The organism is Coleofasciculus sp. FACHB-542, assembly GCF_014695825.1.
Classification (GTDB): Bacteria; Cyanobacteriota; Cyanobacteriia; order Cyanobacteriales; family FACHB-T130; genus FACHB-T130.
The window spans coordinates 35883-58333 of record NZ_JACJPB010000028.1; the positions used below are offsets into that span (position 1 = coordinate 35883).

Sequence of the window (22451 nt, forward strand, 5' to 3'; positions counted from 1 at the left end):
ACAGGGCTGGGTTGAATGTTAAATTTACCTGTGATTGGAAGCACAAAACCTATGTTTAGGAAAGATAGGGGTATTGTGGATAGAACAGTAAAGTTGTCAAAACAAGCGTAAGAGCTACAGCTTTGAGACATCTGTTTTATAAAATATAAGAGTTTTAAACGGCGATCGCGAGAATTGCCTTGCACTTCTAAGATAGAATGAACCGACTGGGAAATTATTAGGCGATTGCGCATCCAAAAAAACTTTCTATTGCAGTTAATCAGGAGGTTTTTATTGGTGTTTGTGAGCGATGACAGCTTAGGGAACTTCGCGGGGGTGCTGTTACGCGATCGCATACATAACGGTTTCAGTATTTCTAGCAGAGTTTTTAACTGTTTAGCTAAAATTGTATCGCTAATAAATAAACGAAATTATTCTCATTCAACCTGATTTTTCGCTTACACTAGAGGAATCAGCGAACATTAAATCTATTTGCAATTCTGAATACAAAAAGCCCCTATCAGTTGCTTTCTAGGGGCTTGGTGTTGTCTGTCAGTATATCCCGTTGCAGCTTCTTGCGGCAGGATAACGATTATCTAAGGCTTAACTTTTGTCCTCTTCGCCTGCATCTATCTGAAGAAATAGATTGATGTAAATTCAGTAAATAATTGTATTAAAAATCACAAGCAATTTTAATTAGGTTCTTTCAAAACTTGTCTTTTCATACCCCGCGTAACTGAACTCTTGATTGCGTTCGTTAACGAAGCGGTGCTTAGTGCAAAGTAACTTTGTGAAGCGATCGCAAAGCGTATGCAGAGAGTGATAGAATCTCCCTTGTGCTTTACTCAGATTGCGCTCGGTTCCGTACTACAGGGTGTTGTACATCAAAGATTTTCCAATCGCTAAATATTTAGTTAGAAAACCCTAATTATTTCCATAATCTCAAAAAATAAGCTTGAATATACATTAGTTAAATAAAATTTACTTTTTGCCGCTATTTGCATATTTAATTTATTCATTTAATAAATAGATAAATAGGGGGAGCAAGGATTGCCTCTTTTGGAAGGGCGCAATTAGAGAAAGGAATGTTAAAAGGAAAAAAGCAGTGAACTTGATAGAGGGTAAGAAGTTCTCAATCATGCCCTTAGTGAAGGTAAAACTATGAAAAATGAAATAAATGTGAACTTATTTGCCCAACAAATTCAGCAAATTAACTGGCGATTAGCTGAGCTGTACAAAGGGGCAACCATCGCTCCGCCTAAAGAGCCGGAGCTACTGCCAGTCGCCTTCAAGGAGTTGGGCATCGCCTCGGAAACGCTACAAGTGGCGCTAGAGGAACTACGCCAGCAGAATGAGGAACTTGTAGCCGCACGACAGGCGTTGGAAGCCGAACGCCACCGCTACCAGGATCTGTTCGAGTTAGCACCGCAAGGCTACCTGGTGACGGATGCAGAAGGGACAATCCGAGAAGCCAACCGCGCTGCTGCTAAACTGCTCAACGTGTCGCCAGAGTTTTTAGTGGGCAAACCGTTTGTCATCTTCATTCCTCAAGAAGAACGTCGAATCTTTCGTAACGAACTGACTCGGCTGCATGAGCAGCAACGAGTATATGAGTGGACAGTACGCCTACAGCCCCGTAAAGGTGAGATTTTTGACGCGGGGATAACAGTCGCCACTACTCATAATAATGGGGAAGGCAAAGCCGTCACATTGCGTTGGCTGATTCGCGATATCACTGAGCGCAAGCGGGTAGAGAAGGCGCTAGAAAAAAATAACTACGACCTCAAGCAAGATCGCCCTGTACAGGCTTACTCCAAAGGAGAAATCATTCCCCTCGACCCTCAAAACCTGTGGTTAGTGTGTCGGGGTTTGGTGAAGCTGAGTACGATGAGTGACAATTGTGAAGAGGTGCTGGTAGGGTTAGTCGGTCCTTCGATGCCTTTTGGCTCTTGTTTAACCGCCCTGTCAACCTATCAAGCAACTGCCGTCTCGGACGTGCAGATAGTTAACATTTCCCTCTCAGAGATAACAGCCTCCCCTCATCTTGCCCAGACTATTTTACCGAAAATTAATTTGCGGTTGCGGCAGACAGAATCGCTTTTGGCGATTTCTGGTCAGCGACGATTGCAAGACCGCTTGCAGAATCTATTGTTGCTGCTGAAACAGGAAGTTGGCGAACCTGTGCCGCAGGGAACTCGTTTGAGCGTTCGTCTCACCCATCAAGACCTTGCCAATGCCTGCTGCGTCACCAGAGTGACAATTACCCGTTTGTTAGGGAAGTTACAGCAAGAAGGAAAGATTTCCTTTGACTCCAAGTACCACATTATCCTCAAAGAAGGGAGCTTCTAGAGTAAGCGGTTAGGGGTGAGTTATCAGTTGTTGGTTGATTAACAAGTGACAGTGGGTAGCTCGAAATCAAGTCTGAAGACTGTCTATGCCAACGGCGTCAGAGAGGGACGCTAAGCTGTGTTCCTGCAATTTTTGCAACAGACCCTCCAGAATGCGGCGTACCATCCAAGGACCTTCATAAATCCAGCCAGTGTAAACCTGGATCAGGCTAGCACCCGCCGCGATTTTCTCCCAGGCATCTTGGGCAGTGAAGATGCCGCCGACGCCGATAATGGGCAGTTGACCTTGCGTTTGCGTGAAGATAAAGCGAATGACTTCGGTAGAACGTTCTCTTAAAGGGGCACCGCTGATGCCACCGGCTTCTTCACTCACGGGTTTACCAGTTGGGGAAAGTATCTGGGTTTTTAGATGATCGCGCCGGATAGTGGTGTTAGTGGCGATGATCCCAGCCAGTTGGTAATTTTTAGCAAGTTCAATCACAGAAGCGATCGCTTCCCACTCCAAATCTGGGGCAATCTTTACCAGTAGAGGTTTTTGTCCTTGATTTTCCTGTTGCAGGGCATCTAGAATCAGACTCAGCTGATCCGAAGACTGGAGACTTCGCAATCCCGGTGTATTGGGTGAGCTAACGTTAACGACAAAGTAATCTCCCAAATCCTTCAAAAGGCGAAAACTACCCAGATAGTCAGCAGCCGCAGCCTCTAGTGACGTTATCTTAGATTTACCTAGATTAATTCCTAGGGGAATGTTGAAGGTTGAAGGTTGAAGGTTGGAATTTTCAGCTTTTAACTTTCCACTCCAGCTTTCCAACCTTTGCGCCATTGCCGCTGCCCCTTGGTTATTAAATCCCATCCGGTTGAGGGCGGCTTTGTCCATCGGCAAGCGAAACAAGCGAGGACGGGGATTTCCTGGTTGCGCGTGTAAGGTTACGGTACCGAGTTCCGCAAAGCCGAAGCCGAGACTAGGCCAAATCCCAGCCGCGACGCCATCCTTATCAAATCCAGCGGCTAGACCCACTGGATTGGGGAACTTTAGCTTCCACAGAGTTTGTTCTAAGCGAGCATCTCTCTTGGCGTAAGATTGCTGTAATTGTGCAACAATCCAGCTTTTGGGGGGATGAGAAGGCAAACCGGCAAGAGCGCTGAACAGATGGAGCGTTTGTTGATGCAGCCATTCTGGATCGGCTTTCAATCCGGAAAATAATGCCGGACGAATTGCGAGTTGATAGATATCCATAATTTAATCATTCGTCGTTAATCATTAGTCATTGGTAAAAAAGAAAACAAAAATAACTAATAATTGACAACCGACTATCCTCAAGTAAGGGCATTCTAGATATTACAAGCTTTGCAAGAGACACCCACGAACAAAGTTCATACCAAAAACATGAAAGTCTCTTTCCCGCACGCCCGACTTCCGAGTTTTAAGACACTCACCGATGAGCAAAGTTTCACAACGAACAAGCTGAAAATCTTTCTTTTTGAGACGCTCTGGTTTGTTCGGGCAATCCGGGAGTAGAGCGCCGCTACGCTAACAGTCCTACTTTCAAGTGAGAAATCTGACAAGCGACAAGCGATCGCAATGAGTCGGGTCGCGGTTGAATAACATGGATCAACACCACACTCCAGACCAAAGTCCAGCGGACTACGAAAACCAACTTGTTGCCTTGGGGCGCGTCCTTCAGACCATGCGGGAAGAGGAGAATGTTGACGTTCTCATCGAAACCACCCTGAATTATCTCGCCTCCGAGTTTGACTATCGCCTGATTTGGATTGGCCTCTACGATCGCTTAGATCACCGTTTATTTGGCAAAGGCGGCGTCACTCCCACCGGCGACACAAAATTTCTTAAAAGTAAGTTTACCCTAAGTCCCGGCGACCTTCTGGAGCAGGTAGTCATCCAGCAGCGCTCCTTAGGCGTCCCAAATCTCAGCGAAGAAGTGCGGGCTGGAGAATGGCGTCGAGCAGCTCAACAATTTGGAATTCAGGGTGCGTTTTTTTATCCTTTGCGCTGCAAAGACCGTTGTTTTGGTGTCGTGCTACTAGGATCGTCCTTGTGGGGTGCCACTCCTCGACCGGGAGAAAAAGCCCAGATGTCAATGCTATTTGGGGGATTAGCTGCTGCCCTGTACCAGATTGAACTTGACTGGCAGCACTCCTCGACCAAGCGCCCCGACCAGCCGCTATTTCAAGTGCTAGACCAGATGGCGCGGATGCCTGCGATGGATCAACGCCTAGAGGCTGTGGTAGCCATGACGCAGCAATTTATTGGACCAACTCGCACCAGCGTCTACTGGTATTCCCCGGAGCGACGCTACTTTTGGCACCGAGTTGGCAACCGCCAGACATCTAGGGGACTCGCTTCCTCAGCCGCCAGTGCTGCTGCTGGTCTTACCGTCCAAGAAGTCAGCGAATTTTATCTAGCTCTGAATGAAAATCGGCTGATTGCCATTGGCGCGGGTAGAAGCCCCCTAAAAGCCGAAGTAACCGGGCGCTTGCTCTCCAGGTTGCGGGCACGCTCCCTTTTGGCTGCGCCGATTCGGGTAAAGCAGGAACTGGTGGGCTTTCTGGCAGTGGAAGGCAATGAAGCTCGCATCTGGGAAGAAGCGGAAAAAAACTACATTCGTGCGGCTGCTCAGTTGATTTCCCTAGGGGCAGGAAGTGAGGAGATAGAAGGAACGCTTGAGCGTACCCAACAGGATGCCCAACTGGTAGCAGAGTGTGCCCGTATCCTCGCCGACAACACAAACGCTGAGAAAGCCTTAGATGAGTGTGCCCAACTGCTCTTGAAGCGGCTGGGGGCAGAACGTTTTTTGGTACTGCAACAACCCAGAAGTGGTCAGGGGTCATGGTTCGGGAATGGGGAACAAGACTCATTGCCCATTCCCCCAGGTTCAACTGAACACTCAAAACAGAAAGCTGAAAATTATTCGGTTGTTTACCAGCGCCAGCCACTGAATAGAAGACCCCTAACAACTTCCCTCAGCGCTGTTACAGGTGCTGACCGGCAGCTAATCGAGGAAAGTCCTGAAGCCGTGGCGATTGAAGATTGGGAACAAGACCCGCGACTGGGTCGCTGGCGGGAAAGCTTGGCGGGTTTAGGCGTGCGATCGCTTTTAGTCTGCCGGATGTCCAGTCGCGACGCCTCTGAGCTTGACCCAGACGCGGAAGAGAAGTTACCCCTTGTTGTTATTGGTCATAACACCCCCCGAACTTGGAACCAAACCGAGCGCCAATTACTAGCCATCGTCAGCCAACAATTAAGTTTGGCAGTCCGCACCTTGGAGATGAGAACCTCCACCCAACTCTCAGAGTCAGCCCAATCCTTCTTCCAGGCTGGCTTAAAGATTCTCTTATCGGCACCGACAGACCCAGCCGGGTTCGATCGGGCTTGGGTGGAATTCCTCTCTGAGATGCTGCAATCTCCTCTAGCGCTCTTGCTCACTTGGGGAGGCACCCGGAAAGATTCTCGGATTGAAAACGCCAAGGTAGCGGCGGCGGTGATGGCAAACTCGCGGTTTGCCCTTCCCCCCGACCTCTCGGTTCCACTCAACGATGCGTTGATTCAGGAAGCTCTAATGACCGAGGGTCTTCTAGAAAAGCGGGGCACGCAAATCCCCGGTAGATCCCGGCAATGGCTGAGTAGCGCCAGTATCGGCTGCTTGCTGGTCATGGCTCTCCCCCAGGATGAAGGCGGAAGGATGAAGGAGGAAACAACTCCCCTTCATCCTTCCGGTGGTCTGGTTGTGCTGGCAGACAGCCCCCAGCGTCAGTGGCCCGAACACTTACTTCCGGTTGTGGAAACCTTGATAGGACAGTTCGCTCGGATTCGCCAGTACACCTTGGAAAACGCCGCTCTCTATGGGCAAGTCAGAAACCTAGAACAGCTGAACTGGTATAAACATCGTTGTATGGCAAGCTTGCATTCCTCTGCCGCCGATCGACTTAACCGCCTGAATCAACTTGTAGGGGGGGGATTATCAGACATCCCCCTGGGAGAACAAACCAATCGTGCAGACAGTTCTGTACCTTCTAAAGGGCATCCTCCAGATAAATCTTTAGCGCGTATGCATTCCTCACAACTCATCCGCGAACTAGGGAATATCCTTGGGGAGTTCGCCCCGCTCGTGGAGGAGGAGCAGTGGCAGCTGAAGCGCCGACTGACAAAGGTGCCGTTAGTGAATGTGTTGAAGCGATCGCTCTGGTTCGTTCAACCTCTCTACCATCAGCGCCAGATTCAAGTATCCATCGGAGGAGTGGGTAGCAACCTTCACGTATATAGCGACCTGCTTAAGCTGGAATGCGTCCTCTCCGAACTGTTAGCGATCGCAGCTCGTAAGGCAACCGCAAACAGCCGGATTCATCTCAAGGCTGAAGTCAAAATTCCCCAAGAGGACAGCGCTTCCCTCGTGGAATTGTTAATGACCGATTCGGAAAGTTTTGATTTGACAACACCCGTAGGAGCGGGTTTCCATCTCGAACCAACCTTGAAGATTTGCCAACGCTTCGTGCGCTCTTTTGGCGGCGATCTCCAGTTTTACCAGATGGAAGGACACCGCTACTTAACTCGGTTGTTACTACCAATGGTCTAATTAAAAATTAAAAATTGAATGCCCAATTTTTAATTTTTAATTCTTTTACACCGCTTGCGGCTGAACCTGCGGCTGGAACTGGAACAACGAATAAACCACATTCCGGCGGATATCCGTCATCATGTCCAGAAACATCTCATATCCTTCCTGCTTGTACTCAATCAGCGGGTCTTTTTGACCGTAGCCGCGCAAACCTACCGACTCGCGCAAGGCGTCCATTGCTTGTAGGTGTTCCCGCCAAAGGGTATCAATTTGCTGCAAGATAAAAAAGCGCTCGGCTTGGCGCATCAAACCAGGCTGAATTTGATCGACAGTCGATTCTTTGAGGTCGTAGGCTTTTCGCACTTCTTCTTGCAAGAAAGTTTTGATTTCCCCAACGCTCATGTCTTCTAGATGGGACGGCTCCAAATCTGCCAACAGATTGACAAATTCCTTCACCTTGGCGACAAGGCTGTTTAAATCCCATTCTTCCGAAGGTAATTCTGGATTGACGTAAGCCTCCACAATGTCATCCATTGTCCGCTCGGCATACTGAATCACCTGTTCTTTCAAATCCAGCCCTTCCAAGACGCGGCGGCGTTCGGCATAGATAGCGCGACGCTGGTTGTTCATCACCTCGTCGTACTCAAATACCTGCTTCCGGATGTCGTAGTAGTAGGTTTCGACTTTTTTCTGCGCCCCTTCCAGACTCCGGGTTAGCATCCCGGATTCAATGGGCATATCCTCCTCTACCCGCAATCGATCCATCAATCCTGCCACGCGATCGCCACCAAAAATCCGCAACAGGTTGTCTTCCAAACTCAAGAAAAACTTCGTCGAGCCTGGGTCTCCTTGCCGTCCGGCGCGACCCCGCAACTGGTTATCAATCCGGCGCGACTCGTGGCGTTCTGTGCCGATAACGTGCAAACCGCCCAACTGGATCACTTCTTCGTGTTCGGCGCTGGTAAATTGTTCGTACTCTTTGTGAATTAAGTTGTAAACCTCCCGCAGCCTTTGGATGACCGCGTCATCCGTCGGTGCTTTTTCTGAGGCAACGGCTAGCTTATCCTCTGCCTCCAACTCTGGCAGGCTCCGCTCTCCATATTGCTGTACGGCAAAATCTACCGCACTTTTCAGCTTTTGTTCCGTATCCTTGGATAACTGAGTCGGGAAAATTTGTGGGCTAACCTTCCAGCTTTTCACCTTCTTACCGGGAGTAAACCCCTGCGCGGGGGCACGTCCTGGCGCTCCCGCAACCTGGCTTAAGGCAAAACTATCTTCTTCTTCCGGCTGCACAATCTTGGGCATCAAGTATTCTCGCAGCTTCAGGCGTGCCATATAGTCCGCATTCCCGCCCAAAATGATGTCGGTTCCGCGACCCGCCATGTTCGTCGCAATCGTCACTTTCCCTTTGCGACCGGCTTGAGCGACAATTTCCGACTCTCGCTCTACATTTTCCGGTTTGGCATTCAGCAGGTTGTGCGGCACTTCTCGCTCGCTCAACAGAGTTGATAGGAGTTCTGATTTTTCTACGCTGGTTGTTCCCACAAGGACGGGTCGCCCAACTTTGTGCATTTCCGCACACTCTTCAGCGATCGCCCGCCACTTCCCTGCCTCTACCTTGTAGACCACATCGGGCATATCTCCCCGCCCGCTCGGTCTATTAGTGGGAATTTGCGTAACTTCCAGTTTGTAGATTTTTTCAAATTCGGCTTCTTCTGTCTTTGCCGTTCCGGTCATCCCGCCGAGCTTTTCATACAGCAAGAAGAAATTTTGATAGGTAATCGTCGCGAGCGTTTGCGTTTCATTCTGAATTTCTACCCGCTCTTTCGCCTCAATTGCTTGGTGGAGTCCGTCACTCCAGCGACGACCGGGGAGTACCCGCCCCGTAAACTCATCCACAATCACGACTTCCCCGTCGCGGACGATATAGTTCACATCTTTTTTAAACAGCTCTTTTGCCTTAATCGCATTAAAGATATAGTGCGCCCAAGGATCGTTGGGGTCATACAAATCCTTGACTTCCAGCAACTGTTCTGCTCTGGCAAACCCTTCATCCGTCATCAGAACGTTACGAGCTTTTTCATCTACCTCGTAATGCCCTTGCTTATTCCCGTCGCTCTCAACTTCCTTTTCCAGCGCCGAAGCGATCGCTGCCGCCTTCATGTACTTCTCGGTTGGGCGCTCGACTTGCCCGGAAATAATCAGCGGCGTCCGCGCCTCGTCAATCAACACCGAGTCTACTTCGTCGATGATGCAATAGTTCGGGGGACGCTGTACCACATCCGCCATTGAGGTTGCCATGTTGTCGCGCAGGTAATCAAAACCTAGTTCGCTGTTCGTGGCGTAAGTAATATCGCAGGCGTAATTTTTCTGGCGTTCGCTTGGCCCCATTCCCGATTGAATCAGCCCTACGCTCAAGCCCAAGAACCGATGCACCTGACCCATCCACTCGGCATCGCGCCTCGCCAGGTAGTCATTGACCGTGACTACGTGGACTCCCTTGCCAGTCAGGGCGTTGAGGTAAGCCGGTAGGGTTGATACCAGGGTTTTTCCTTCCCCAGTTTTCATTTCGGCGATTTGACCTTTGTGCAGAACAATCCCACCGAGCATCTGCACGTCAAAGTGGCGCATTCCCAAAACTCTCCGCCCTGCTTCCCGCACGACTGCAAAAGCTTCTGGGAGCAACTCATCCAACAGTTCTTGGCGTTCCCGCGCTGTCTTAGTTTTCTCCAGTCGCTGTTTAAATTCTGCGGTTTTGCCCGTCAGTTGTTCGTCGGACAGCGCTTGGATTTCTTCCTCCAAGAGGTTGATATCTACAACATAAGGTTGGTATTTTTTGAGCTTGCGTGCGTTGGGGTCGCCCAGTAATTTTTTAAACATAGCAGCAAAAGGAAACTTTAGAAGGATGAAGGATGTTAGCGATTCGCTGTCGCGTATAGCGGTGCTTTCTTCGCAGGATGAAGGATGAAGGATGAACTTAGGAGTCAGAAGTCAGAAGTCAGCGGAGAAGTCCTACTTGATTCATCTTTCTGCCTAGCGGTTTTATGCCTCCAACGACCTTCGGCATTTATCAATCATCGTATCATTTCCACTTAGGCTGAGATGGTACGGGCATCCCGTCTAACTTTAGGGTGAATTTTCCCATTCAGCAGTCAGATCCCGGAAGTTGTATTGATTAGCGCCAGGGTGACAGGTGACGCAACTAGAGAGTTTTACGGGCTGGGGCAGTTCGACGCGAGGATGAAGTGCTTTTAAATAGCGAGATTCTGTAACCCGATAGGGCACGGTTTCTTTTTCTAGTTGGGGACGAGAGTAAGTCCTCACGTAATCCCAAATCAGTAAAAGTGAGGGAGTGATGATGCGCGGCAACTGCGTCCCGTAATGTTGGTGCGTTTCTTGCAGCAGATTTTTCCAGGTTTCCATCGGCAGAACGGCTGGGGGGACGGCAATGTGACAGGTGGAACAGTTATCCACGTAAAGTTGCTGTCCCAATTCGAGGCGACTGATAACCGGATCGACGGTGCCCATTATTTCTGTCGCTGTGTTGGCAGTGGTTGGGGACATTTGGGCAATGGGGACTTTGCTCTGAACGTCCATCGCCATTGCCATTCCCCATCCCAGGATGATGCTCCAGACTAAGAGCAGCAAAAACAAAGTAAAAAGCGATCGCTTGCGGATGCCCTTAGGCGCGGCTTCTCGCCCAGGGAAAGAGCGGGAGCGGGTTTTTGACCGGACAAGCTTTGGCATAACGGATGCTTGGGTAATGGGTAATGGGTCGTGGGTTGTGGTTTGTGAGTTACACCGACTACCTGCTACCTACTACCTACTACCAAAAGACAACTGACAAGGGACAAAAGTCTATGGAATCGGAATCGAGCGCAGCAGACGCTCCACAATCGTCTTAGCACGGCGACCGCCCGATGGAATGAGACGATGGGAAAGGACGTGAGGTGCCAGGAACTTCACATCATCGGGAATAGCATAATCTCGCCCTTCCAAAAAAGCCAGTGCTTGGGTACTTCGCTGCAAGGCAACGGTACCGCGAGGACTGGCACCCAGGGTAATTTCTTCATCTTCCCTCGTCGCCCGCACCAAGTCGAGAATGTACTGTTGCAAAGACGCCTCTACCTTCACGCCGCCACACAGACGCCGTAACTCCAGCACGTCTTCCAGGGAAATACAGGGCTGTAAATCTTCTACCCTAACGCCTTCAGCAAGCCGTTGCAGCATTTGGAGTTCTTCTTGCTCGCTGGGATAGCCCAAAGTTAAGGAAACTGTGAAGCGATCCATTTGGGCTTCTGGCAACGGAAACGTGCCTTGATACTCAATTGGGTTCTGAGTTGCGATCGCAAAAAACGGATTGGGTACGGTGCGAGAAACCCCATCAACGGTGACTTGTCGCTCTTCCATCACTTCTAATAAAGCAGATTGGGTGCGGGGGGTGGCACGGTTAATTTCGTCTGCCAGCAGCACGTTGGCAAACACGGGTCCCGGCAGAAATTCAAACTCGCGTCCGGCGGGATTCCAGATATTCGTGCCGGTGATATCAGTGGGCAAAAGATCCGGAGTACATTGAATGCGTTGAAACTTTCCGTCAATCGAGCGTGCCAGCGATTTAGCCAACAGGGTTTTACCAACGCCAGGGACATCTTCCAACAGGGCGTGACCACCGGAAAGGAGGGCTACTAGCACTAAGCGAATGGCATCTGCTTTGCCGACAACTGTGCGACCCAGATTTTGCGTCAGCTGCTCAATACGTTGTCTCATAGTCGTTATTTTTTCGTCATTCGTCAGTAGTGAATTCGTCCATTGTCCGTCGTCTGTTGTCTGTTGTCTGCCAACAGTGACAATGACTGATGACGATTGAGTATAGACGAATGAGACCGCTTAGCCATTCACGCTTAAAAAGGCTCTTGCTGCCTCGCAGTCTGCCTGTATTTGTATCTCACCTCACTCTATTGCAGTCCTCAGTCCTCAACCCTCACTCTTTGGCTCCTCACTCTTCGACTCCTCAGTCCTCAGTCCTCAGTCCTCAGTCCTCAGTCCTCAGTCCTCAGTCCTCAGTCCTAAATAAGGCTCTTGCTGCCTCGCAGTCTACCTGTATTTGCGTCTTAAGCGCGTCCAGGGAAGCAAATTTTTGTTCGGGGCGCAAAAACTGTTCCAAGCTCACAGTTAAGGTCTTTCCATATAAATCTCCGACCCAATCTAACAGGTGAACTTCTACGGTGGAGGTGGTACCGTCTACCGTGGGGCGATTGCCAATATTCATCACGCCGATGCCCTCTATTGGCAAGGAACAACCATCCGCCGCTACTTTGGCTTCCTCATTCCCTGTTTCTGTTTGCCCGGTGGCTTCCGAACCATCCTCGGTTTCGCTATAAACTCTGACACAATAAACGCCCTGTCGGGGTAAAAACTTTTCTGAAGGAAGTTGTAGGTTGGCGGTAGGAAATCCGATGGTTCTGCCTAGTTGTTGTCCTTTCACGACTAATCCAGTGAGAGTGTAAGGACGCCCTAGTAGCCGGTTTGCCTGCTCTAAGTCTCCTTCTTGGAGCGCCTGACGGATGACTGAACTGCTAATCCGTTCGCCCTCACAGGTTTGCAACGGCACTAAGATAACATTGATGCCATAAGAGTGCGCGATCGCTTTTAAGTCCGCCCCCGTACCCGCTCTTTGGCACCCAAAGCGAAAATCCTCTCCGACACTCACACTTTGCGCTCTGAGTTGTCCCACCAAAATCTTTTCTACAAACTGCTGCGGACTCAAAGCAGCCAGTTCCCTGTCAAAAGGCAACAGCACCAGCTGTTCCACACCCAATGCCTCTAGTTGTCGGACTTTTTCGGGTCGGGGTGTTAGCAGTCCTCGGCGTTGACCTGTAAAAAACTCTCGCGGATGCGGATTAAACGTCACCACTGTAGCGATGGGATGTTCGTTGGAACTGAGAATTTTCGTCTCAGGCGACCGTCCCGTGTCCTCACTTTGGCTTTGCCAATGGTATTCTAACCGCCGATGCAGGGACGATGGAGGAAGCGTTGGTACACCCGGAACGTCAGAAGCCTTCAAAATTGGTTTGACGACCTGTTGATGCCCGCGATGCACACCGTCAAAGTTTCCCAAGGCAACAGCGGTTGGTTTTAGAGCAGTGTCAGGAGAAGAAGTTACCCACACGCTTTACATTTTTACATAATTTAGTCGTTCGTCATTAGTCATTAAGGATTAGCCAATGACCAATTTAGGCAGAAACGCCCGCTTCTTGGACAGCGATCGCATTTGGCAGATGATTCTGTGGCACTAGCTGAATTGACAAGCCTTCCCGCGCCATTATCGCTTCGGGAAACTCTTGCGCCACCTGTTCGCCAACCCGATCGAGAAAATCATCATTGTGCAGCGGATCGTGGTGGAAAATTACCAGTTTTTTCACATTCGCGGCACGAGCTACTTTCACGGCTTCCTGCCAGGTCGAATGTCCCCAACCTACTTTAGAAGATTTGGGTGAGTCGTATTCCTCATCCGTGTAGGTAGCATCATAAATCAGGACATCTGCATTCCGAGCCAGCCACAAAACTTTTTCATCCATGCGAGTCGGGGAGTGTTCTGTATCGGTCACGTAGGCGGCAGCGCAACCCCGCCAGTTGACGCGGTATCCCACAGCTTCCCCAGGATGGTTTAACAGGGCATTTTCGACTGTAATTTCTCCAATTTGTACCTTTTGCCCGATTGGCAAATCGTAGAATTTCAAATCGGCTCCCATGATTTGTAAAGGCACGGGAAAATTTGGGTGGAGCATTTGGTCGCGCAGGCGCTGCTCAATCGTCGAACCGTTCGGAGCAACCGTTCCATGAATATGAAACCGATTCCCCTTAATAAAGGCAGGAACAAAGAAAGGAAACCCTTGAATGTGGTCCCAGTGGGAGTGGGTGAAGAACATATAAGCTTCCACCGGCATTTGAGATAGCAGGGATTGCCCTAATACTCGTAGGCCAGTGCCGCCATCGAAAATCAGGCGTTCACCACCCACTCTCATCTCAACACAAGGCGTATTGCCGCCATACCGGACTGTCTCCGGCCCCGGACAGGCGATACTTCCTCTTACTCCCCAAAAGTGAATTGTGAATAGGTTTTGCATGCTAGACATGGGTGTTGCCTGTAGGATTCCGATCGCGGGTCATCAAAAAGGTTTTACTGATTGTTCATATAGTTTGATGCCAGAAGCCTGCACGAGATTGGGACCGTGCTTGCTTGAGGAAAGTCCAGCCAATCTCAAAAAGCCTTGGTTGCTCAACCAGGCTCAACAATTCAGCGGCTGACGTAGAGAGTGATCCGGCAGAAGACCCTATTCTTCTATTTGAGTATGACTCAAAACTGCTCCCTGGCATAATTACAGATGCCGCTTTTGCAAGCGTTTTTTACGGAAACTTTTTAAGTTACGCTATTGCCTCTGGTAGGACACGCATCCAAACTAGGAGGACGCTAGCTTTTGGATTAATTTAAAAAGCTTAGCAGTTTAGTCGTAAAAACGTCTGGCACTTGTGCAACAGTAATCTGTGATCTAGCTCACCTTCAAAATATAAACAAGTTGCTAAAGGATAAAACTTGCCTTGTGTAGACAGATGAAGTTGCACACCTGGAGAGCAAAATTTCCTAAGAGGAGCGGATTACCTCTCCCTCTCTATATGGATCTTACCAAGTCTGAGTCTAGATTGCCTGCCGCTTAGTTGAGTGAAACTTTTTTAGTGATTGATTGAGAATCACAACGCTCTCCTGAACTCGTTGCCCACATATAGATTGAGGGGGATTGAGGGCGTTCTTTGGGAATGCAGCCCATCTATATCAGAATCAGAATCAGAGCAAAATATAAAACTATCAAAAAAGCGCTTTTTGTGACGGGCACTCAGGCACTCAGGTGCTTTCATCAGTCACCTCCTCCACTTCTGGCATCACTGATTATCTAGCGTGCGCCTAGAATATCTGGTTCAACAACCTTCGTCAGCTCGGTATACACAGCCATATTAAGCAAGGAAAGATATCTACCCGCTACCAGCCTCTGCCAGGTCTTGTAAACTCTGAATCATTGTATTTATTGCTTGCCTAGTACCGAGGGGCACCCAGCTGACTACTACGATTGCCTTTAACAAGATTGCTCAAGTCGGTAGCAAGACAATAGCCCTTCTCCGTTGAGTACACGCTGGAGAGGCGAACAATTATTTGTCCGAACATCAGCCTTGCAGGGAATACCAGCGAGAACCGCTATAACTGCGCTGTCTCATCCCACTTTAGATTTTGGATTTCAGGTTTTGAATGGCACAAGTCCTGACAGCAACGACTTTCAGCAATTTACTTGTGGCGACATTCAGGTGAAATAGTCTCAAAACTTGCTTGAAGCGTTGTTTATCTTAGCTAAACCGAATCTCTGTATAGCAGTAATACCACTTCAGGGCTTCGCATACTTACCCTTGAGAAGGCTGCTTTCCTTCGGTAAATACTCAAAGCAAGCAGGATTGATTTAGCTAATCGCGAAATCAATCCGTATTGATATCAGTGCCAAAAAGAATTTACTTATGATTTTGGCGGTAAAGTAACCTGCCTAAAATATTCAACCTCGTGTTTCGACTCGGTAAATACTGAAAATGGCTTTTATAGGATTTGTATCACCCAAATAAGTGCGTAGTTCTGCTGAAGACGTTACACCTATAAATGTGAAACACTTAATATTGAAGCTCGATATTTTGCGGTAATTGCAAAAGTTGAAACCTTGCGATTGCTGCCCAGAATGATTGAATGGAAAGAATTTCAAGGCGCAAGCATCAGTTTTAAGCGTAGTGTCTCTTATAGGTAAATGCCTAGAGAAATGCTCGGACATCAGCAAAAAAATACTCATAATTTGAGTTTAAATGAAGATACGAAGAAGTTTTAAAAAATTGATAGACAATCAAAAGAATACTCTCTACAGTAGAAGTAACAATAAATTAAACATGATTGATTTTCAGGAAAATCAGGGGAAATCTACAAGTTCAAGGCATTTCATTGATGTTTAAACATCCTGTGATATACAACCTTGCACTGTAGTGCAAAGATCGCAGATTCCATAGCGCAACTTCAGTTCACTCTTAAATTGGTAAAGGTTTTAATTACGATGAAAAGGACAATCCCAACTCTACTTAGTTATTCCTTCGTGGCTGCTGGTGTTGCGATCGCATCTTCTGCATTTTCCCCAGCCAATGCTGCCTCTATGACTTTTAGCGCCAATGACTTTACAGGTGCTGACGCAAAGGTCAACTTTACTTTGGATGACACCGCAGCAGGAGTAGGCAAGATTCAGTTCACAGTGGCTGTTGACACGAAATTCTCATTTGGGGACATTCGTGGAATCTTCTTCGACATTCTTGATAACTCGCTCCTAAGTGGTCTGAGCGTAGTTGGTCAAAACCAAACAGGTCAAAACCAATTAATAACCACGACTGCCTATAACACCAGCGGCAACCTTAGCACTGTTGGTCAAGCTAATTTGAATGGCGATGGAGGCAATCACTCATTTGAATTTGGCATAGAAATTGGTGACACAGGTTTAAAGGGCGGCAAGGACGACTTTCAAACAGCCGTTTTTACCCTGTCCCATGCCACAACAGCTTTAACCCTCGCTCAGTTTTACGGTCAGGAATTCGGAGTGCGCCTGATGAGCGTAGGAGATACCAATGATGAAAAATCTCGTCAGGAAAGTAGCAAACTAATCGCAACAGCTCCACCAGCGCCAGCACCAGCACCCGCACCAGCACCAGCACCAGCACCCGCACCAGCACCAGCCCCAGCCCCGGCACCAGCACCAGCACCCGCACCAGCACCAGCCCCAGCCCCGGCACCAGCACCAGCACCCGCACCAGCACCAGCCCCAGCCCCGGCACCCGCACCAGCCCCGGCTCCAGCCCCAGCCCCAGCCCCGGCACCAGCACCAGCACCCGCACCAGCACCAGCCCCAGCCCCGGCACCCGCACCAGCCCCGGCTCCAGCCCCAGCCCCGGCTCCAGCCCCGGCACCCGCTCCAGCACCCGCACCCGCTCCAACTCCCGGTGGTACTACCGGCGTTGATTACAGCAATGGCGGTACGGGAATTGACTACGGTTCCGGCTCTAACGGCACCGGCGGCGGCACTAAAAGTAACCCTAAACCAGTACCCGAACCCAGTACCGTGGGCGCACTCATGCTGACAAGTTTTGCAGCCATGCGGTTTGGCAAAAGACGGAAGACAAGCGCATAGTAGCGTTAAGAGCTAGTTAAGCGACTGTTTTACCTTCAGTAGAGATACATATTTCAAAAAGAGCTTCTCACTTACGATACGGTGAGAAGCTTTTCCTCAGGGTGAATTTACTTCAAGCCAAAAATCTCAATGCGATAGGTATGTGAAAGTAGGAAAACTTATGGAAACATCTGCTCAAGTCAAGGAGATAAAAGTCAAACTGCTTTTAGCAGGGGGGCATCAATACACTGTCTTTCTAAAGTCAGACGCCCCTATGCTAGAAAATCTGTTAAAAACTGTTGTGGCTCGCTCTTATAAGCAAGAAGATGGTTTTTATGGGTTGTTCCAGATTCCGATTGATGAGGGTCGCGCTTCTCTGTGTTTTCCAAGCGAACATCTGGTTGGTGTAGTTACCGAACCCTCAGTTTTTGTCATGCAAGAGGAACTGAAACCTCAACCAACGGATGTTTTAGCTTCTCCCTACGTGCAAATTGACAATTTTCTGACTCAAGAAGAACACAAACAACTACTCGATTATGTGTTTAAAAAAGAGCCAGCCTTTGTACCTACCAGCATTTCAACCGATGCGACTGATTATCGTCGGTCTATGGCTCTCTACTCTTTCCCTGAGTTTTCAGAACGGATAGTCAATCGCTTGCGAGCAATTTTACCGGATATATTTAGCAAATTAGGGATTCCATCATTTCCTGTATCTCAAATTGAGTCACAATTAACCGCTCACAATGATGGAAATTACTACAAAGTTCACAATGATAATGGTAGTCCTGATACTGCTACCAGAAAATTAACCTATGTTTACTACTTTTACCAGGAACCCAAAGCTTTCTCTGGTGGAGAGCTACTAATTTACGACAGCAAGATTGAAAATAACTTTTACGTGAAGGCTGATTCTTTTAAAACAGTTGAGCCTCGTAATAATAGCATTGTGCTTTTCCTCAGTCGCTATATGCATGAAGTCTTACCTGTGAAATGTCCCTCGAAAGCCTTCGCAGATAGTCGCTTTACGATTAATGGGTGGGTTCGGCGTTAATATTTTTGCGCCTTCAGCTAGATTTTCTTTCTCTAGCTTCAGCGCTAAGCAATATTCAATGGCTATTTTCCCTTAAGGATTGATTTTTGGGAAACTTCCACAAGAAGCTCTCCGCTTTGATTAAGCGGGGAGCTTTTTAGGATGGAGTGGGACTTCCGATACGGGACGTGCTAACTAAGCAAGCCAAGATTTTCAGTAAACTTTACTCGGAAAACAAAATATAGATGGGTTTGACTAGACTAAGATCAAGAAAAATTACTTAATATTTGAGGACAAGATGGCTCCTAAAGTGGAAATTTATACCTGGAGCAGCTGCCCCTTCTGCATCCGTGCCAAGGCTTTGCTCGATAAAAAAGGGGTTGATTATATCGAATACTGCATTGATGGGGATGAGGCGGCACGGGCGGAGATGGCAAAACGTTCAAGTGGGCGGCGTTCCGTACCTCAAGTTTTTATTAACGATCGGCATATTGGGGGGTGCGATGATACCTATGCGCTAGAAGCTCAAGGTAAGCTCGATCCACTCCTGCAATCAGCATAGTCATTTGTCCTGAGTGGCTGTTTGCGGACAACGGACAGCGAACAACGGGCAGCGAACAGCGGACAATGGACAAAAGACAAAAAGCTGATAGCTAACATGAAACTTGCTTTTATTATTGACCCCATCGAACGCCTAGATCCCGGTCACGATACCAGTGTGGCGCTGATGGAAGCAGCACAAGCACTGGGACACGAAGTTTGGATTACTCAGGCGAATTTATTGAGTGTGGGGGATGGCAAGGCTTGGGCGTTGCTTGAGCCGGTGCAACTGACGCCGGTGCAACTGGTGGAAGGACGCTGGGTGGCGGAGTCGCGATGGTTTTCTGTCGGCGATCGCGTTTTACAACCGCTGGAAGGAATGGACGCGGTTTTCATGCGAACAGATCCGCCAGTGACCGTTCCTTACCTCTACGCTACCTACATTCTGGACTATATCGATCCAGCGAAAACCTTGGTCATCAACGCCCCCAATGGGTTGCGGGCGGCAAATGAGAAGATGTACGCACTCCAGTTTAAGGAGGCGATTCCGGAAACGATTGTCAGTGCGGATAAGCAGGTAATCCGGCAGTTTCTGGAGGCAAAAGGGGCGGCGATCCTGAAGCCGTTGGGAAATAAGGCGGGGGAAGGGATTTTATTTTTAGATCCGAGCGATCGCAACTTTAATTCCCTGATAGAACTCAGTACCCTTCAGGCACGAGTTCCGGTGATGGTGCAAACTTACTTACCTGCCGCTAAGGAGGGAGACAAGCGAATTATCCTGCTCAATGGCGAACCGATTGGAGCCGTGAATCGCATTCCTACAGGGAAGGAATTTCGCGGCAATATGGCAGTCGGGGGTAGAGTCGCTCAGACGGAAATTACCCAACGAGAGCGCGAAATCTGCGCCCAACTGGCTCCTACACTGCAACGGGATGGTTTAATTTTTGTTGGGATTGATGTGATTGGCGGCTACCTCACGGAAGTGAATGTCACCAGTCCTACTGGCATCCGGGAAATTGATCGACTTGATGGCACCCGTCTCGGCTATCAAGTGATTGAATGGGTGGAAAAGTTTAGATCGGAAAACCCTGCATGACATTCAGCAATTCAGCCCAAGCATCGAACCTGATTGGCGTGGCAGTGGTAGGGACTGGATTTGGTCAGAAAATCCACATCCCAGGATTCCAGGCACATCCGCGTACTCAGGTGGTTGCAGTTTACAACCGGGATTTGGATAAAGCGATCGCTCTCGCTTCTGCCCAGAATATTCCCCACGCTTGCGATACCCTAGAAGAAATCGTCGCTTTGCCAGATGTCGCCGCTGTCAGTATTTCAACGCCGCCCTTTTTGCACTATGAAATGGCGAAGACGGTGTTGCAAGCTGGGAAGCATCTATTATTAGAAAAACCCACAGCCCTGTCAGCGACTGAGGCACGTCAGTTGTATCAGTTGGCGAGAGAAAAGGGCGCGATCGCTACCCTCGATTTTGAATTTCGCTTTGTCCCCGCATGGCAGCGATTTGCGGAACTTTTAGCAGAAGGGTATGTGGGGCAACAGCGCCTGATCAAGATTGATTGGCTGGTGTCGAGTCGTGCCGATGCCACGCGCCCGTGGAACTGGTATTCTCGGAAAGACCAGGGAGGAGGAGCATTGGGAGCCGTCGGTTCTCACGCTTTTGATTACATTCGCTGGTTGTTTGCACCCGTGCGGCGACTGTGTGCCCAGCTGATTACAGGAATCTCTGTTCGTCCAGACTCTAACACGGGTGAAATGAAGCCGGTGGATGCGGATGATACGTGTATGCTGATGCTGGAACTGGCGGATGGGACGCCTTGCCAACTGTGTATCAGTTCGGTGGTTTATGCATCCCGGACGCACGGGATCGAAGTCTATGGCGATCGCGGTACGTTAGTCTTAGGCAGTGAAAATCAGAAAGATTACGTACATGGTTTTCGCCTCTGGGCGGCACCTGCGGGTAAACCGCTCGCTGAAGTAGAAATTCCGCATCGGCTGGCGTTTCCCCAAACCTATACGGATGGGCGTCTGGCACCCTTTATCCGAGTTGTAGACAACTGGGTGCAAGCAATTGACGCCGGGAAAGCGATCGCGCCATCGCTGCGAGAGGGAGTTTATTCGCAGCTGCTGATGGATTTAGCCCATGAATCCCATCAGACGGGTTGCTGGGTGGATGTCCCAAGTTTGGACACTTTCCTTGCCAGTCGCTCATAGCGACAGTCAACGTAGGAGATTAAGCTTCAAATACAGTTAAGTTAACGTTTTGAGGCAACCTATTTGCGCCCCCTTCGCCTCCTGAAAAAGGAGATTTTTTTCTCATCGCCCCCAATTTATCAGCGGGTTGGGGGATCTTCTTTCAAATACTGATTTATCTAAACGTATTTAACCCGAACCGGATCGCGTTGCAACTTTGCCATTTGCCTCGCGGCTGAGTTAGATTAAAACATCTTTTCAACCGCTTTTCCTCAGGGTGGGCAGCAATGTTACCTGTCGCAGTTTTCGTCTGTCTTGGCTGGATCGTGTCTGTTTGTATACACGAGTTTGGTCATGCGGTAGTTGCTTATTGGGGCGGGGATACCTCAGTTAAAGATAAGGGGTATTTGACCCTGAATCCCCTCAAATATACCGATCCAACTTTGAGTCTGGTTCTGCCCGTCGTCTTTCTGCTCATCGGTGGGATTGCGTTACCAGGTGCCGCAGTTTATATCAATCAAAGCCAATTACGCAATCGTTGGTGGAAAAGTGCTGTCTCCGCAGCGGGTCCCATCGCTAGTGTAATCGTGACTTTACTGCTCACGATTCCCTTTTGGTTGGGTTGGGTGACGCCATTCAGCGAACACTGGATTGGCCCAGCTTTAGCATTCCTAATTATTCTACAAATCTCCGTTATTCAGTTCAACTTTCTGCCAATTCCACCGCTTGATGGCTATGGCATCATCGAGCCGTGGTTGCCCATTCAAACTCAGATTAAACTGAGAAAGTTGAGCAAATATGGGATTATTGCCCTCTTCTTTCTGCTCTCATTTGTAAAACCGATAAATCTGCTTTTTTGGAAGTCAGCTTTTACAATTGGGGCAATGCTTGGCGTTCCAATAGAATTGGTATGGAAGGGATACGCATCTTTCAACGCTGATTCCGGCATTTTGTTATTAGCAGCGATTGGTGTTTTTTTGCTAGTTCGTAGAGTGATGAGTCCGCATCACGCTTGTTACGAAAAAGGCAATCAGCTACTTAAATCACAACAGTACGAAGAAGCGATCGCTTCCTATGACAAAGCCATTAAACTAAAACATGATTTTTGGGAAGCGTGGCACCATCGAGCCTGGGCGTTAGGAAGCCTACAACGGTATAAAGAAGCGATCGCTTCCTACGAGCAAGCAATTGTCCTCAAACCAGATAACCCCGCTATCTGGACTGACTGGAGTGGGGCACTCGCTGCATTGCAACGATACGAAGAAGCGATCGCCTGTTGTGACAGAGCCATCGAAATCAATCCTCACTACCCTTATGCTTGGTATAACAAAGCTTGCTTCTGTGCCCTACAAGGCAAAGCTTCTTTAGTGCTTGATTCTCTAGAACAGGCAATTAATCTCGATCCCAATACATTTAAAACCTATGCCAAAAATGAATCAAGTTTTTATCGAATTCGGCAACATGAGCGGTTCAAAAAAATGATTGGTGAATTGTAGCTAGTAGGATAATAGCCATTGCCTATCTTGCTGCTAACTAATGA

The 22451-nt window shown here is 48.8% G+C and carries 15 protein-coding genes; 9 read left to right on the top strand and 6 right to left on the bottom strand.

Annotation, left to right across the window (positions count from 1 at the left end):
* Positions 1-1140: 1140 nt before the first annotated feature.
* The gene (locus H6F52_RS09335) at positions 1141-2328 is read left to right on the top strand and encodes a PAS domain S-box protein (protein ID WP_199292331.1); all 1188 of its coding nucleotides are present in this window, start codon (positions 1141-1143) and stop codon (positions 2326-2328) included.
* A 66-nt stretch (positions 2329-2394) separates the two neighbouring features.
* On the opposite strand, the gene H6F52_RS09340 is transcribed toward H6F52_RS09335, so the two are convergent.
* The gene (locus H6F52_RS09340) at positions 2395-3564 is read right to left on the bottom strand and encodes a quinone-dependent dihydroorotate dehydrogenase (RefSeq protein WP_190534001.1); all 1170 of its coding nucleotides are present in this window, start codon (positions 3562-3564) and stop codon (positions 2395-2397) included.
* A gap of 370 nt (positions 3565-3934) precedes the next feature.
* Between H6F52_RS09340 and H6F52_RS09345 the strand changes: the two genes are divergently transcribed.
* Complete coding sequence (locus H6F52_RS09345; RefSeq protein ID WP_190534004.1) at positions 3935-6919, top strand: GAF domain-containing protein; 2985 nt, start codon at positions 3935-3937, stop codon at positions 6917-6919.
* Positions 6920-6964: 45 nt separating this feature from the next.
* Here H6F52_RS09345 and secA read toward each other — a convergent pair whose 3' ends face one another.
* The 5 genes from secA to H6F52_RS09370 form a co-directional block, all read right to left on the bottom strand.
* Positions 6965-9781 carry a preprotein translocase subunit SecA gene (gene secA, locus H6F52_RS09350; RefSeq protein ID WP_190414081.1) on the bottom strand — a complete coding sequence of 939 codons (2817 nt, stop codon included), beginning with the start codon at positions 9779-9781 and terminating at the stop codon, positions 6965-6967.
* Positions 9782-10027: 246 nt separating this feature from the next.
* The gene (locus H6F52_RS09355) at positions 10028-10648 is read right to left on the bottom strand and encodes a diheme cytochrome C (protein ID WP_190414083.1); all 621 of its coding nucleotides are present in this window, start codon (positions 10646-10648) and stop codon (positions 10028-10030) included.
* A 111-nt stretch (positions 10649-10759) separates the two neighbouring features.
* Positions 10760-11668 carry a MoxR family ATPase gene (locus tag H6F52_RS09360; RefSeq protein WP_190414084.1) on the bottom strand — a complete coding sequence of 303 codons (909 nt, stop codon included), beginning with the start codon at positions 11666-11668 and terminating at the stop codon, positions 10760-10762.
* A gap of 286 nt (positions 11669-11954) precedes the next feature.
* Entirely contained in the window at positions 11955-13070 is a 1116-nt protein-coding gene (locus H6F52_RS09365) for a bifunctional riboflavin kinase/FAD synthetase (RefSeq protein ID WP_190534007.1), read from the bottom strand.
* Positions 13071-13134: 64 nt separating this feature from the next.
* Positions 13135-14037: an MBL fold metallo-hydrolase gene (locus H6F52_RS09370; protein ID WP_190414088.1), complete on the bottom strand. Its 903-nt coding sequence runs from the start codon at positions 14035-14037 to the stop codon at positions 13135-13137.
* A 1039-nt stretch (positions 14038-15076) separates the two neighbouring features.
* Here H6F52_RS09370 and H6F52_RS09375 point away from each other — a divergent pair.
* From H6F52_RS09375 to H6F52_RS09405, 7 genes are all read left to right on the top strand, one after another.
* A complete protein-coding gene (locus H6F52_RS09375) occupies positions 15077-15265 on the top strand; it encodes a hypothetical protein (RefSeq protein WP_190437986.1) in 189 nt (62 codons plus the stop codon).
* Positions 15266-16035: 770 nt separating this feature from the next.
* Complete coding sequence (locus H6F52_RS09380; protein ID WP_190534009.1) at positions 16036-17154, top strand: PEP-CTERM sorting domain-containing protein; 1119 nt, start codon at positions 16036-16038, stop codon at positions 17152-17154.
* A 160-nt stretch (positions 17155-17314) separates the two neighbouring features.
* On the top strand, positions 17315-18184 hold the full coding sequence (locus tag H6F52_RS09385; RefSeq protein ID WP_190534012.1) for a 2OG-Fe(II) oxygenase: 870 nt from the start codon (positions 17315-17317) through the stop codon (positions 18182-18184).
* 277 nt (positions 18185-18461) lie between these two features.
* Complete coding sequence (grxC, locus tag H6F52_RS09390) at positions 18462-18725, top strand: glutaredoxin 3 (protein WP_190414096.1); 264 nt, start codon at positions 18462-18464, stop codon at positions 18723-18725.
* Between the two features lie 96 nt (positions 18726-18821).
* Positions 18822-19799, top strand: a complete 978-nt coding sequence (gene gshB, locus H6F52_RS09395; RefSeq protein WP_190534183.1) for a glutathione synthase — start codon at positions 18822-18824, stop codon at positions 19797-19799.
* On the top strand, positions 19796-20932 hold the full coding sequence (locus H6F52_RS09400) for a Gfo/Idh/MocA family oxidoreductase (RefSeq protein ID WP_190534015.1): 1137 nt from the start codon (positions 19796-19798) through the stop codon (positions 20930-20932). Before gshB ends, H6F52_RS09400 begins: the two co-directional genes overlap by 4 nt.
* Before the next feature lie 266 nt (positions 20933-21198).
* Positions 21199-22407, top strand: coding sequence for a tetratricopeptide repeat protein (locus H6F52_RS09405; protein WP_190534017.1), 1209 nt, complete (start codon positions 21199-21201; stop codon positions 22405-22407).
* Positions 22408-22451 lie beyond the last annotated feature (44 nt).

Coding starts and splice junctions, on each gene's coding strand:
- H6F52_RS09400 (WP_190534015.1), top strand. CDS start 19,796: ATGACATTCAGCAATTCAGCCCAAGCATCGAACCTGATTGGCGTGGCA.
- gshB (WP_190534183.1), top strand. CDS start 18,822: ATGAAACTTGCTTTTATTATTGACCCCATCGAACGCCTAGATCCCGGT.
- H6F52_RS09360 (WP_190414084.1), bottom strand. CDS start 11,668: ATGAGACAACGTATTGAGCAGCTGACGCAAAATCTGGGTCGCACAGTT.
- H6F52_RS09335 (WP_199292331.1), top strand. CDS start 1,141: ATGAAAAATGAAATAAATGTGAACTTATTTGCCCAACAAATTCAGCAA.
- H6F52_RS09380 (WP_190534009.1), top strand. CDS start 16,036: ATGAAAAGGACAATCCCAACTCTACTTAGTTATTCCTTCGTGGCTGCT.
- H6F52_RS09370 (WP_190414088.1), bottom strand. CDS start 14,037: ATGTCTAGCATGCAAAACCTATTCACAATTCACTTTTGGGGAGTAAGA.
- H6F52_RS09340 (WP_190534001.1), bottom strand. CDS start 3,564: ATGGATATCTATCAACTCGCAATTCGTCCGGCATTATTTTCCGGATTG.
- grxC (WP_190414096.1), top strand. CDS start 18,462: ATGGCTCCTAAAGTGGAAATTTATACCTGGAGCAGCTGCCCCTTCTGC.
- H6F52_RS09355 (WP_190414083.1), bottom strand. CDS start 10,648: ATGCCAAAGCTTGTCCGGTCAAAAACCCGCTCCCGCTCTTTCCCTGGG.
- H6F52_RS09385 (WP_190534012.1), top strand. CDS start 17,315: ATGGAAACATCTGCTCAAGTCAAGGAGATAAAAGTCAAACTGCTTTTA.
- H6F52_RS09405 (WP_190534017.1), top strand. CDS start 21,199: ATGTTACCTGTCGCAGTTTTCGTCTGTCTTGGCTGGATCGTGTCTGTT.
- secA (WP_190414081.1), bottom strand. CDS start 9,781: ATGTTTAAAAAATTACTGGGCGACCCCAACGCACGCAAGCTCAAAAAA.
- H6F52_RS09345 (WP_190534004.1), top strand. CDS start 3,935: ATGGATCAACACCACACTCCAGACCAAAGTCCAGCGGACTACGAAAAC.